11 protein-coding genes are annotated in these 13,363 nt (G+C 64.6%); 3 read left to right on the forward strand and 8 right to left on the reverse strand.

Features of this window, described 5'->3' with window-relative positions; translation table 11 throughout:
- Nucleotides 1–1,059, forward strand: a complete 1,059-nt coding sequence (locus JL474_RS19175) for an acyltransferase family protein (protein WP_203143385.1) — start codon at nt 1–3, stop codon at nt 1,057–1,059.
- 34 nt (nt 1,060–1,093) lie between these two features.
- On the opposite strand, the gene JL474_RS19180 is transcribed toward JL474_RS19175, so the two are convergent.
- The 6 genes from JL474_RS19180 to JL474_RS19205 form a co-directional block, all read right to left on the reverse strand.
- Nucleotides 1,094–2,296: a glycosyltransferase family 4 protein gene (locus tag JL474_RS19180; RefSeq protein ID WP_203143387.1), complete on the reverse strand. Its 1,203-nt coding sequence runs from the start codon at nt 2,294–2,296 to the stop codon at nt 1,094–1,096.
- Nucleotides 2,293–3,579 (reverse strand): lipopolysaccharide biosynthesis protein, encoded by a 1,287-nt coding sequence (locus JL474_RS19185; RefSeq protein ID WP_123635942.1) that lies wholly within the window; start codon nt 3,577–3,579, stop codon nt 2,293–2,295. The genes JL474_RS19180 and JL474_RS19185 overlap by 4 nt, the downstream gene beginning before the upstream one ends.
- Nucleotides 3,576–4,487, reverse strand: a complete 912-nt coding sequence (locus JL474_RS19190; protein ID WP_203143389.1) for a polysaccharide pyruvyl transferase family protein — start codon at nt 4,485–4,487, stop codon at nt 3,576–3,578. Before JL474_RS19190 ends, JL474_RS19185 begins: the two co-directional genes overlap by 4 nt.
- Nucleotides 4,484–5,464, reverse strand: coding sequence for a glycosyltransferase family 2 protein (locus tag JL474_RS19195; RefSeq protein ID WP_123635940.1), 981 nt, complete (start codon nt 5,462–5,464; stop codon nt 4,484–4,486). The genes JL474_RS19190 and JL474_RS19195 overlap by 4 nt, the downstream gene beginning before the upstream one ends.
- Nucleotides 5,465–5,736: 272 nt before the next feature.
- The gene (locus JL474_RS19200) at nt 5,737–8,007 is read right to left on the reverse strand and encodes an ATP-dependent DNA helicase (protein WP_203143391.1); all 2,271 of its coding nucleotides are present in this window, start codon (nt 8,005–8,007) and stop codon (nt 5,737–5,739) included.
- Nucleotides 8,007–9,680, reverse strand: coding sequence for a VRR-NUC domain-containing protein (locus tag JL474_RS19205; RefSeq protein ID WP_203143393.1), 1,674 nt, complete (start codon nt 9,678–9,680; stop codon nt 8,007–8,009). The genes JL474_RS19200 and JL474_RS19205 overlap by 1 nt, the downstream gene beginning before the upstream one ends.
- A gap of 152 nt (nt 9,681–9,832) precedes the next feature.
- On the opposite strand from JL474_RS19205, the gene JL474_RS19210 reads away from it, so the two are divergent.
- Together JL474_RS19210 and JL474_RS19215 are read left to right on the forward strand one after the other, a co-directional pair.
- On the forward strand, nt 9,833–11,428 hold the full coding sequence (locus JL474_RS19210) for a BCCT family transporter (protein WP_203143395.1): 1,596 nt from the start codon (nt 9,833–9,835) through the stop codon (nt 11,426–11,428).
- 68 nt (nt 11,429–11,496) lie between these two features.
- Nucleotides 11,497–11,892, forward strand: coding sequence for a gamma-glutamylcyclotransferase family protein (locus JL474_RS19215; RefSeq protein ID WP_203143397.1), 396 nt, complete (start codon nt 11,497–11,499; stop codon nt 11,890–11,892).
- Nucleotides 11,893–11,895: 3 nt separating this feature from the next.
- On the opposite strand, the gene JL474_RS19220 is transcribed toward JL474_RS19215, so the two are convergent.
- Entirely contained in the window at nt 11,896–12,237 is a 342-nt protein-coding gene (locus tag JL474_RS19220; protein ID WP_203143399.1) for a DUF805 domain-containing protein, read from the reverse strand.
- 91 nt (nt 12,238–12,328) lie between these two features.
- Nucleotides 12,329–13,303, reverse strand: coding sequence for a ribonuclease Z (locus JL474_RS19225; protein ID WP_203143401.1), 975 nt, complete (start codon nt 13,301–13,303; stop codon nt 12,329–12,331).
- Nucleotides 13,304–13,363 lie beyond the last annotated feature (60 nt).

The following is a 13,363-nucleotide window of genomic DNA, read 5'->3' on the forward strand; positions in this document are numbered from 1 at the left end:
ATGTCCGAGGCTGTCAGCAGCGTGCCGGCCCGCGAACGCAACGATGCGTTCGAGCGGGTCCAGGCCACGCGCCAACTCGATCTCAACGTGGAGACCCTGCGGGGCATGGCCATCCTGATGGTGGTCATTTTCCACGTCATTGGCCCCAAGCCCTATGAGGGGCTGCAGATCCAGGAGCCGGGGTCGCTCTACCACCTGGTCACGGATATTTTCGATTACCTGCAGATGCCCCTGTTCTCGTTCCTGGCCGGCTACGTCTATGCGATCCGGCCGTTCAGCGGCGGCGCGGGCGCCTTCGTCAAGAGCAAGGCCCAACGCCTGCTGGTACCGATGCTGGTGGTGGGTACCGTTTTTGCCATCGTCAAGGCTATGGCGCCGGGGACCAACACGCCGCTGTCGGCCAGCGATTTCCTGACCCTGCACATCATCCCGGTCCAGCACTTCTGGTTCGTGGAGTCGCTGTTCTGGATCTTCCTGCTGATGATGCTACTGGACGGTTCGAAACTGATCGCCAGCGGCCGTCACTTCGCCATCGTCGCGGTCGTCGCCTGTGCCATCCATCTGGCCTGGCAGGATCCGCCGATCTACTTCAGCTTTGCCGGCGTGATCTTCCTGCTGCCGTCGTTCCTGTTCGGCGTGGCCTGTTACCGCTACCGTGAGGCCATTTTCCAGCCGGCGGTGTTGTGGCCGGTCGGGTTGGTGACGGCGGTCTGCTCGGTGCTGGTGGGGCTGACGCTGGTGGATGTCATCGACTACCGGTTCATGCCGCAGTCGCTGCCGGCGCTGATCGTCGGTTGCGGGGTGTCACTCATGCTGATGGTGTCCCAGTTCAAGCAGCGCTGGCTGGTGTTTATCGGCGCCTACGCCTACAGCATCTATATTTTCCACGTGTTCGGCACGTCTGGTTCCCGCATCATCCTGCAGAAGCTGGGCGTGTCGGATACGTTCCTGCTGATGGTGGTGGGGATTCTGGTGGGCGTGATCGGTCCGATCATCGTCGACAAGCTGGCTTCGCGCTATTACTGGAGTCGCCGGATACTGCTGGGCAAAAAGCGGTAGGGGCGTCGCCGCCCTGAGCCGGGCGGCGCGGTACTCAGACCGCGGCGTCGGTGACGGAGGGGGCAGCCGCACCTGCCCCCTCTGGCATCACACCGAGTCCGGTCAGGATGTCGTACCAGGCTTCACCGACCGATTGCTCGGAAAACCCGCCAATAAACTGCTGCACGCGGCTCTCGGCCGGGCTGTGGTAATCGTCCAGGCTGTCATCAATGGCATGGGCCAGCGCCTCGGGATTGCCGGCCTCGAAGAAGCGGAAGGCCCCGTCCGGCGCATCTGCCATGGGACGATAGATCTCCTCCAGCGCCCCGTAATCCGAGGCAATCACAGGCAGGCCCGTGGCCAGCGCTTCCATGATCGCAATACAGAAGCTTTCCTCGGCCCCTGACTGGGGGTCGACGTGGGAGGGCTGCACGTAAAGGTGACTCTGGTAGAGCAGGTCGCGGATGCCTTCCCGGCTGAGGTTGGCATGCAGGGTCACGCGGTCGGCCAGGCTGTGGATGCCGACGAACGACGTCAGCCGGTCCTGGGTTGGACCGAAGCCCACCAGGTCGAGCCGCACATCCACGCCCTGGTCCCGGAGCTGACGCACCGCCTCCAGCAGCGTGATCTGATCCTTGAAGCCTTCGAACCGGCCAATGCAGCACAGCCGCAGTGGGCCGCCAGTGAATTCCCGGGCGCGCCACGGGAAGAAGTCCTGGTTCACGTAGTTGCGTACCACCCGCACCTGGCTCTGCGCCAGCGACAGGGTGTTGGCGACCTTGTCGGCGAAGTGCTGACTGGGGAAGGTGAAGATGCGCTCGTCACCGGCGCTCAGGCGCTGCATGGCGCTGCGGAATTCCCGGTGGCTGTGCAGGGCCACGTTGCCGTCATAGCCGTGCATGGACGTGATCACGGGCACCGGTGCCCGCAGGAAGTTGGTGGCCGACATGCCGAACTGGGCCTGGATGGCATCCACGCCCCGCATGGGACGCGCCAGGGCCAGTGTGCCCATTTCGAATTCCCGGTACTGGCGCAGCAGTTTGGATTCGATGCGCGTCAGCTGGCGGGACCAGCCGCCGGATTCCCGACCCGGCACAATATGCACCTCCAGTCCCGGCAAAGTCCGGCCCGGTGTATTGAGCAGGCGCGAGGTGATCAGCCGGCAGTCGTAACCGCGCGCCATCAGCGCTTTCAGGTGCAGGTAGATGTATTCCTCGTTGATCCGCGAATACGCCGGCACGGCATGGAGCAGGGTCATGTCGGGTCTCCTTCCCGTTTTCCGGGATCGGAGAAGTACATCGATCCCAGGCACATCAGACATTTCACCAGCCCGCCGACAATCATCGAATAGAGGAAAAACTCCAGGCTGGAAATCTTCACGGCCCAGATCGAGCCGGCCACGAAGATAACGGTGCCGGCCAGTTGGGCCCGCACCAGCAGTCGGTTATTGCCGCTGAGCAGCATCGGCTGGATCGCCAGCCAGCCCAGCGATCCGAGAATCACGTTGAGCAGCAGCAGGGAGGTGATGTGGGCCACGCCCGTGAAATCCTTGCCGAAGAACCAGGCCACCGGATACTCCAGCAGCACCAGGCACAGCGGCCACAGCACCAGCGCCAGCAGGAAGTAGATCAGCGTCCAGCGGCCGAAGGTGCGTTTCATCTCGTGATCGTCCCGGGCGTTCACCCGGGCGATGATGACGTTGGTGACGTTGCCCACCACTTGCCGCGCGGACATGGCGAGCGTCACGGACACCGCGTAGATCCCCATCTCGCTGGTGGTGGCAATCAACGACACCAGGATCTTGTCCAGGTGCTGCTGCAGCAGCATCATCAGATCGGACTGCCAGAAGCGCAGGGCGTACTGACGATCGGGTTTGGGCACCCGGGACCGACGCTCGAAGGACTGGCGATGGAACAGCCGGCGCAGGGCCCAGGAAATAAACACGATTTCCGCGACCCGACAGACGATCTGGAAGCCCAGCAGCAGCTCAGGGCTGCCCACATGCATAAAAAAAGCGACGCCGAGAAGCAGACCGTTGAGCAGCGGCAGGATCACCTTGGCGATGTCGGGAATCAGGAATCGGCTGTCGACGGCCGCAAGGGTCTGCAAATAGGTGGCGCAGGCAAACGACACGCTGCCGGCCAGGGTGACGCCGACAATCGCCAGATCCAGCGTGGTGTACTTGTCCGCGATATAGAACGGGTAGATGCCGCACCAGATGAGCGCGAAGAGCACGCCAGTCCCGGCAACCACCAGCAAATGGGGGCGCAGCGCCTGGGTGTGCTCGCGCTTGGCCAGGTACACCGCCAGACGCTGGATGCCGAGGTTGCAGACCAGCGGCGCGAAGTACAGCGGCAGGAACAACAGGAAGAGGTGGCCACGGCCTTCCACGCCGAGGATGCGCGCCACCAGGGCGGCATTCAGCGTAGAGACCAGTACGATCAGGATATTGATCGTACTGCTGCGCAGCATCAGGGGAATCAGCGACCGGCTGCTGACCCCGGAGCGGGGTGTGGCGGCCGCGCGCGACTCGTCTGTCATGTCCAGATCACGTTGTGGAATTGGTTGGCGATGGAGTTTTCATACACCGACCGGCACTTGTGGTAACTGCCGCCGCTGAAGTACACCGTCTTGCCGAGGCGGGCGGCGGCGATGCAGACGTGCAGACGGTCCGTGCGGACGATGTCGAACTGGTCGATGTAGTTGACGAAATCCCGGGCTGATTCGCGCACCCGTTCCAGGGAGGCCTGGCCGTAGTCGAAGACCACCGACGCATCGCAGTTGTCGCTGGGGATGGGTTTGCCAGCGCTTTCCCGATCCGTGCGGAAGAAATGACCGTCACGAATGCGGCCTTTACCCAGTTTACGGCTGAACCAGCTGGCCAGTAGCCGGCCTTTGGCCTGCAGGTATTTGCGACGGTTCAGCCCTTTGGCGCCGGGCGCTGCGAGCAGTTCCCGCAGCCAGGTCAGCGGCAGGTTGGACTCCCGGAACACCGACATATCGCCGTAGAACACCATGTCGTCACACAGGTACGTTTGGGCTTCCACCTGCTGGCTGACGTAGTTGAAGGACGTCTGTTCACGGCAGAAGATCAGCGTGTTGTCCGGCAACTCCCGCAGCAGCGGCTCATGACCGGCAATGGTATGGGGCAGCACGATCAGTCGCTGGCAGGCACCTTTCATCCGTTGGATCAATTCGGCGACATCGTTGTAGAGCGGGACCAGGTTGCCGCCCCCCGCCACCAGCAGGGTGCCGTCTTTCGCCGTGTCATCGAGCCGGGCACCGGGCAGGGCCAGTCGCACCTTGAGGCCCAGTTTCTCCAGGGCCGTCAGCGAACTCATGGTGATCAGGTGGTCGCCGGCATTGCCCGGAAAGCTGGCGAGGGTGAGCGGAGAGGAACCGCACGCCTGCTGCATGATGGCTTCAAAATCGTGCTGACTGAGTTTCATCCCTGAGACTGACTCCGCTGAAAATATTGGGTCGGGCCATATACCGCGCTCAACGCCGCTTTCTTTAGGCCGCCGACCAGATCGTGGTCCGGGAACAGGCGCCAGGCGCGGGTGGTGCGGTTCAGTTTGGCGAGCTGTTGCTGGCTTTGCTTGAGGTCCGCGGCCTGGGCTTCCTTCACCGCCTTGCGGTAGACGTGGTAGGCGTACCAGCCGAGTGCTTCGCGGAACCGGGCGTCCGGGTTGTCCCGGCGCACCAGGTGCAGGTCCAGGTAAATCCGGATCAGGCTGTCGATGCGGGCCTTGGCCTTCTTCGGATTGATGCCCTGGGTGATTGAGCCGGTCCGCTGCCGGTACAGGTACGGCTGCAGTTCCAGCGTCGTAAACCGGGTGGCCTCCTGCAGCAGCAACGGGGTGTGCAGCATGTCTTCGTGCAGCAGGTTGGGCTCGAAGCGCAGGCCGGACTGCTCCAGCAAGGCGCGGCGATAGATAAACGTCCACGCGGTGGTGGCGATGTGGAAGGTTTTCACACCTTCGTGGAAAAACGCCGTGCCGGTAGTCAGGCCGGTATCCAGGGGCTGGTGCTCGCCGGGCAGGGGCTGGCCCTGCTCATCGATTTCCCGGAAGCCGACGTGGACGCAGTCCAGCGCCTGATGCTTGAGGGCGCTGACGACCGCTTCGATGGCGCCGGGCGCCAGCAGGTCATCACCGTCCACGAACCAGATGAAGTTGCCGGTGGCGTGTTCGAAACCGGTATTGCGGGCGGCCGAGAGACCGCCGTTGTTCTGGTGGATGACCACCAACTGCTCTGGATATCTGGCCGCAAGCCCGTCGAGTTGGGCGCCGGTGTCATCGGTGGAACCGTCATCCACCGCAATCAGTTCGAAGCGGGCCTGCGTGTCCTGATTCAGGATCGACAGGACACAGTCCTCGACGTAGTCGGAAATATTGTAGGCTGCGACAACGATACTCAGGTCCATAATCACATCCTTGCTCGGAAGCTTTCGTGAACGGACGACCCGACCGAGTAGCCGGACAGGAAGACGTTCTGGATTGTTCGATGCAATTGTCAGGCCGCGATATGACTACCTGACGACATGGGCTCAAGCTGTCACCCTGACGGACAACCTGGCAGGTAGCGGCCATAAAGAAGCGCACGGTTGCGCCAAATCGGGGCGCAGAAGCCGTTGTGCATGCCGGTTCAGTTCGACCGGACGGGGCTCAGTCTAAAACATTGTTGGTGGCGTTTGAGTTACATCGGGGCAAGGAGATGGTCATGTTCCGGGAACCACCAATCGGGCAATAACTTACGGGTGTCCGGGCGGGCAAGCCGGTCGTCGATCAGCCAGATGGTGCCCTGATCTTCCGGGGTGCGGATGACCCGGCCGGCCGCCTGGGTGACCTTTTGCAGGCCGGGGTAGAGGTAGGTGTATTCGTAGCCCTGGCCAAACCTGGCATCCAGTCGCTGGCGCAGGATCTCGTGCCAGGGGTCGAACGGCGGCAGTCCGAGGGTGGCGACAAAGGCACCGATCAGTCGCCGGCCGGGCAGGTCGATGCCCTCGCCGAACGCCCCGCCCAAAACCGCAAAGCCTACGCCTTCGCCATCGCCGGTGAAACGATCGATAAAGGCCTGCCGTTCGTCCGTGGTCATGCCGCCGTGCTGGTGCCAGACGGGAATGTCCGGTGCCTGCTCGATCAGGGTCTCCAGCACCGCCCGCAGGTAGGCGAAGCTGCTGAAGTAGGCCAGGTAGTTGCCGGGTTGCTCGCGAAACTGCTCGGCGATCAGGGTGGCGATGGGCGTTCGTGAGGCCTCGCGATCCGGCCGCCGGGTGCTGATCCGGTCGGCAAAACGCACCTGCACCTGCTCGGCCCGGAACGGACTCTCCACCTTCTGCCAGAAGGTGTCGTCCGGCAGGCCCAGCAGGTCGCGGTGATAGACCCCCGGCGACAGGGTGGCTGAGAACAGCAGCGTGCTGTCGACGGTTTCGAAACGCGGCGCCAGGAAGTCCGCCGGGATCAGGTTCTGGATCGCCAGTTGCGCCTTGCCCCGCCCGTGATTCTGGTATTCGCACAGCGAGTGGTCGCCAAAGGCGTCCGCCAGGCGGGTGAACGCCAGGCAGTCGAACATCAGCTCCTGCAACGCCAGATCCGGCGGGTTGTCGGTCAGGTACTCGGTGATGGACGACACCAGACCGTTCAGACTGGGCAGCAGCGCCTTGGGAATGGCTTCCAGGAAGGCGGGCCGGTCGCCGTCCGGATCCACCTCACGGGCTAGCGCCTGCCATTGTTTGGCCACCCGGTTCAGTGACGGTTTCAGCGGGGCGGGCGCCTGTTTTTTGACCTTCAGCAGCCGCGCCTGGTTGAGCGTGGCGGAATACATGCCCCGGGCCCGGTCCACCAGGTTGTGGGCCTCATCCACCAGCAGGCTGACGCGCCAGTCGTTCTGTTGGGTCAGGCCGTAGAGCAGGGCGTGCTGATCGAACAGGCGATTGACGTCCGCCACCACCACATCGCTCCAGCGCGCCATTTCCTGGGCCAGGAAATAGGGGCAGATGCCGTGGGCGGCGGCGATCTGGCGCAGCGCTTCGCGGGTCAGCGGGCCGTCCTGGTCGACGGCGGCCTGCCGGGCGGCCGGCAAACGGTCGAAGAAGCCAGCGGCCAATGGACAGGCTTCGCCGTGGCAGGCCTTGTCCGGATGTTCGCAGGCGTGATCCTTGGCGCTCAGTTCCAGCACCCGCAGCGGTAACGCGGTACTTTGGTGGTCGCTCAGGGCTTGTAGACCATCCAGCGCCAGCTGTTTACCCGGGTTGCGGGTGGTGAGGTAGAACAGCCGATCCTGCCCGGTGCGGGGCAGGGCCATCAGCGCCGGATACAGGGTGCCGAGGGTTTTGCCGAGGCCGGTGGGCGCCTGCAGCATCAGGCTTTGCTGGCGGCAACTGTTGCGGTAGACGGTTTCGGCCAGAGCCCGCTGGCCTTTGCGGAAGTCGCTGAACGGAAATTGCAGTGTCTGCAGGGCGTTGTCCCGTTGCTGGCGATGAGCCGCCTCTTGTTGCGCCCACTGGCGATAGGCGTCGCACAGGGCCGTCAGTTCGTCCCACAGGGCCTCGGCGCTGGCACTCTCCCGCTCCACGGTTTCCCGGTCCCGGCCGATGTCGTAGTAGACCAGCGCCAGCTCCACGCTGTCGCGCCCGGTCTCGCGGCAGTGGAGGGCGCCGTAGGCCCGCAGTTGCGCCCGGTGCAGCGCCCGCTGGTCGGACGACAGGCGCGACAGGTCGCCCCGGTGGGTCTTGATCTCCTCGATGCGGTTGGCCAGCGGATCGTAGCCGTCGGCCCGGCCGCTGAGCGTCAGGCCGGCGCACTCGCCTTTCAGCGACCGCTCGGGTTGATACTGCGGGCCCCGGCGGGATTGCACTTTGGCATGGCCGGCAATGCCGTCTTCCGCCGTGGGCGCCGGCGTGTAGCGATGGTCCAGATCGCCGCGCCGGGCGGCGAACTCGCACAGGGTCCGCACCGCCACCCGCATCAGTCGGCCTCCTGCCAGCGCACGTAACAGACGGACACGGCGATGTCGTGGACCCGGCAGAATTCCAGCCAGCGGATCTGGTGGTCCTGCAACCGGTCGCCCGGACCCTTCACCTCGATCAGGTCGTAGCGGGCCTGTTCGGGATGGAAGCGGATCAGGTCCGGCAGGCCGCTGCGATGATCCCGCAGGTCCCGCAGCAGCCGATGGAAGATCAGCTTAAGATCCCCGGCAGGGATGCAGTGCAGGGCCAGTTCCAGCACCGGCTCACTCAGCGCCGGCCAGGCGACGAAGGCGGAGGTGATGCCGTGCTTTTCGCGCCAGGTCTGGCGGATCCGGTCCTTGTACTCGTCGCTGTCGAGGGCGGCCAGACACTCGTCGAACAGCGCTTGCCGGCGGCTGACGAAATCCTCCCGGTGCAGGTCCGCCGGCGCGATGTGGAACGGGTGAAAGAAGGCCCCCGGCAGCGGCGCAAACAGGGCCGGCCAGCAGAGCAGGCCGAACAGCCCGTTGATCAGGGTGTTCTCCACGTAGCAGACGGGTGTCCGCTCGCTGTCGAGATCCTGCAACACCGCCCACTCCACCGACGCGGCTGCGGGCTGGGGCAGTGTCAGATGCATTTCCGGGATCGACGGCCGTTTCGGACGTTCCGGAGGCGCCTGGTCCACCTTGCGGGCGAGGCGACGCATCAGCCGTTCCAGGCCCTGGGCCTCGCCGTCGCCGCGGGGTTCTGCCTGCGCCGACAGGGCAATGTCCCAGGCCTCCTGGTGTCGTCCCTGTCGTTCCAGCAGGCGTAAGTGGCGCAGCCGCGCTTCCCGGTGGCCGCTATCGGACCAGGCGGCCAGAGCCAACTCGGCGTCCCCCTGCCGGTCCGCCTGACGCCCCAACTCCATCAAAAGCCGGCCGCGACGGCTTTCCAGCCAGGGGTTGCTGTCGTCCCGGACGGGGATGTCCGGCCAGATGTCCGCGGGTGATTCGCCGTCTTCCAGCCGATCCCGGCAGGCTTGCATCAACAGATACCGGTCCACCGCCTCCCGCTGCTGGAAGGCCCGGGAGTCCGGCGTGAACGGCACGGTCTCGTACTGGTGATGGCCCAGCTCCACCAGCACAAAGTCCGACCAGCTCTGGCGCAGGTTGCCGAAGAACATCAGGCGGATGCAGTCGAACAGGGCCATGTCGTGGAGGGCGACCAGGCGGTCGTCGGTGTCGGGCCACCAATCGGTGAACCGGCGTGGCGCCGGGGCCAGCTCCAGACAATAGGTGAGCATGGCCTTTTTGCTGGCGGCGCGGGGCAGGCCGCTGTCGGCGAGGATCGGCGCGAGGGCGTGGCGACATTCGGCCACCGTCAGCAGGCAGAACAGGTCGTCGATCGCCAGTTCCGGATCGTCTTCAGTCCAGCCGTCGGCGGCCAGTTCGTCCAGCGCGTCGCTCTCCGGAGCGCCCAGCTCCGGGTAATTGAGCTTGCTCAGGCGAAACAGCTCGCCGCTGCGCATCACCAGCCGGACCAGTAGCGCACGGGCGGCCTGCGACAGTGACTGCAGCCGATCCAGTCGGGTCCGCTCGTCGTAGGTCAGCAGGTCACCGTGGTGGGTGGCGACCCAGTGGACGACGGTCTCGAAGTTGGCCAGGTAGTACAGCGGATCATCCAGTGATGCGGTGGTGATGCGACCGTTCATGAGGCTCCGGCAGATGGGTTTCAGGCGGTCAGTCTAAAGCGAATGGGACACCAGCCCAAAGCTTTCCCGCGACTCGGGTAGAACGGATGGCCACAACGGCGACAGTCCTGTAGGGTGCGCGGCCCTTTAAAGTCCTTAACGATGTGGATCCTATGCCTCCTGAATTGTCCCAAGAAGCTGTAAGCGAGGCTTCTTCCCCCCGTTCCACCCGATTGGGCGACCCGCTTGTGGCGGCCCTGACCATGACGTTCATTGTCCTTTTTGTGGCCTTGTCCTTGTTCGATGCGGACGCCATGACCAACTGGATCGGCGACGGGTTCGCCTGGACCGCCCGCACCATGGGCAGCTTTTTCCAGCTGCTGCTCCTGTTGACGTTCTTCATTGCCCTGGGCGTTGCGTTCACCCGCAGCGGCGAAGCCCGTATCGGCAACCTGGACAAGCCGGAAATCAGCACCTTCCGCTGGCTGTCGATGATTCTCTGTACTCTGCTGGCCGGCGGCGGCGTGTTCTTTGCCGCCGGTGAGCCGGTCTATCACTTTGTCGTCTCGCCGCCGGCGTTCGATGCCGCTGCGGCTACGCCGGAAGCGGTCGCGCCCGCCCTGGCGCAGGCCTTCATGCACTGGGGCTTCCTGGCCTGGGCGGTGCTGGGCTCGTTGACGGCGCTGGTCCTGGCCTACGCCCACTATTCCCTGGGCAAACCGCTCCAGCCCCGCACTCTGCTGTACCCGGTACTGGGTGAAAAAGTGGTCAGCGGCTGGCTGGGCAGCGTGGTGGACGCCGTCTGTGTCATCGCGGTCGTCGCCGGCACGGTCGGCCCCATCGGCTTCCTGGCCACCCAGATGAGCTTCGGCCTGCACGAACTGTTCGGCCTGCCCGATGGCTTTGGCACCCAACTGGTGATCCTGGCGATCCTGGCCGCGGTCTACATGACCTCCGCGCTGACCGGCCTGCACAAGGGCATCCAGCTGCTGAGCCGCTTCAACGTGGTACTGGCACTGGCCATCGCCGCCGTGATTGTCGTGTTCGGCCCGACGCTGTTCCTGGTCGACACCTACCTGCAGTCCATGGGCGAATACGTCACCTCGTTCTTTACCATGGCGACCCAGACGGCCCAGACCGCGCCGGCCTGGTGGATGAAGTGGTGGACCGTGTTCTTCTTCGCCTGGTTCATCGGTTACACGCCGCTGATGGCGATCTTCGTGGCGCGGATCTCCCGCGGCCGGACGGTGCGTGAAATGGTGCTGGCAGTGTCGGTGCTGGCGCCCATCGCGACCACGATCTGGTTCACTCTGCTGGGCGGCACCGGCATCTACCACCAGCTGGCGGGCACCTTCGACCTGACCGAAGCGCTCAACAACTTCCAGTTCGATGTCGCGACCCTGACCGTGGCGCAGGCCTTGCCCGGCGGATCATTCATGGCGGCGGCGATCCTGGTGCTGACGACGATCTTTGTGGCCACCACCGGCGACTCCATGAGCTACGCCATTGCCATGGTCGGCGCCGGGCACGATGAGCCAAGCCCGGGCTCGCGGGTGTTCTGGGGCGGTGCCATGTCGGTGATGGCGGCGCTGCTGCTGTACATGGGCGCCGGCCAGATCGGCGTGTTGCAGCAGTTCATCGTGCTGACGGCGATCCCGGTGTCGCTGGTGATCCTGCCGTCCCTGTGGACCGGTCCCCAGGCGGCTGCGGCGATGGCCCGGCAGCAGGGCCTCATCGGTGCGCCGGAGCCGGCGGCGAGTCGCTCTTAGTCCGCAAGTGATGTTTCAATGGTCCGGGGAATCTCCCCCCGGACCCTTGAACCGACCCGGAGACATCGATGCCCGACGAACCCACCCGCGCAAGAACCACCCGACTGCACCCGCACTGCGTGGCGGTCTACGGCACGCTCAAGCGGGGCGGCAGCAATCACCGGTTCCTGCGGGGTGCCCGTTTCCTGGGTCGGACTCGATTAAACACCATTGCGCTGTACGATTTGGGTGCCTATCCGGGCGCCAAACTGGAGCCCTCGCGGGGCGTAGAGGTGGAACTCTTTGCGGTCACGGACGCCGGCCTGCGCCGGGTCGACTGGCTGGAGGAATACAACCCGCAAGATCCGGCCAGCGGCACCTACGACCGGCGCTGGCTGGCCACGCCGCTTGGACCCGCCTGGGTGTACCTCTATAACCCCGGGGTCAAAGGCCGTCGGCGGATTGTGCAGGGTGGCTGGCGCTAACGCTCAGGGGCGTGCAGGTTCGGGCCCGAATGCGTTATCCCCTTCACCTTCCCGCGCAAACATCACCGCCAGAATAATCCAGCCGATCAGGATCAGGAACATCAGCAACTGCCACCAGCCGGAGCGGCCGATGTCGTGCAGCCGGCGTGTGCCCAGGCTGAGGGTGGGGATGATCGTCACCACGCTGAACAGCAGCGACACTACGAAGGAACCCATCGCCAGATCGATCAGGTTGGCGGCAATCGAGAAGAGGAAATAGTAGAGGAAGAACATCCAGTACTGTCGGCGTGTGGCGCGACCGGTAAAGTCGCCATAGCGGCGGAAGCCGTCAATAAATTCTTCCATCGTTAACCCCGGCAGTCGTGGTGTTCATGCGGATCGATTGTCGACCCTAACACGGGCCTGATGGCATGTCTGCGAGGCCAGCCAACCTGGGTCATTCACCGGACGGGACCGGCGCCAGCCGGCCGTCCCGGTCCAGCATGTAGGTCGCCAGATCCCGCGCCAGGTTGAGGTTGCCCGAGTAGAATCGACGGGCCTCCTGCTCGATTTCGTCGATCAGCGGTGCGGACGGGTGGTTGAACTGGTAACGGGAACTGAAATGCGTCAGCACCAGATTCGGCAGGCCGACCGCTTCGGCAAAGCGGGCCACCTGTTCCGCCGAGCTGTGCTGCGGCCAGGGGCCGACCCGGTCGGAGACTTCCTGGGTGTAGGTGGATTCGTGGACCAGAACCTGCGCCCCGCGGCAGGCGTCCGTCAGCAGCTCGGGCGTGTCGTTGTCGCCGCCCACCACAATCCGGCGGGGCGACCGGTTGACCGTCACGTAGTCTGTGCTGCGCAGCACCCGGCCGTCGTCCAGCGTCACGTCCTGACCCCGTTGCAGCTCGCCCCAGGCGGGCCCGGCGGGTATGCCGTCCTCCTGAAGTTTCTCCGTCAGCAGATGCCGCTCCAGGTGTCGCTCGGTCACCTGATACGCCACCGTTGGCACGCGGTGGGACAGGGCGGCGGTTGTCACGTCGATGTGCTCGTCCTGCCAGTGGAACCCGTCCGCATGCACCTCAATAAACTCGATCTCGTAACCCAGGTTGGAGTCGGTCGCGCCCAGCGTGGTTTCCACGAAGGTGCGGATCGAAGGCGGCGCGATCAGCGGCAACGGCTCGGTCCGCCCGGCCATGGACGCACTGGCCAGCAGCCCCGGCAAACCAAAGGTGTGATCGCCGTGTACGTGGGTGATGAAAATCGCCCGCAGTTGGCTCAGCGTATGATGCGTCTTACGCAACTGATGCTGAGTGCCTTCGCCGCAATCGATCAGGTACCAGCCTTTCGGGCCGCCGTGCTGCAATGCCAGCCCGGTTACGTTGCGGTGGCGGGTGGGCGTGCCGGCGGAGGTGCCGAGAAAAGTCAGTTCCATCGCTGCTCCGGTTCGTCTCTCGATTTTCCAGGGCGACCTGGTGCCCAGGGCTTCTTAGGT

This window comes from Marinobacter mangrovi (genome assembly GCF_016798325.1).
Classification (GTDB): Bacteria; Pseudomonadota; Gammaproteobacteria; order Pseudomonadales; family Oleiphilaceae; genus Marinobacter_A; species Marinobacter_A mangrovi.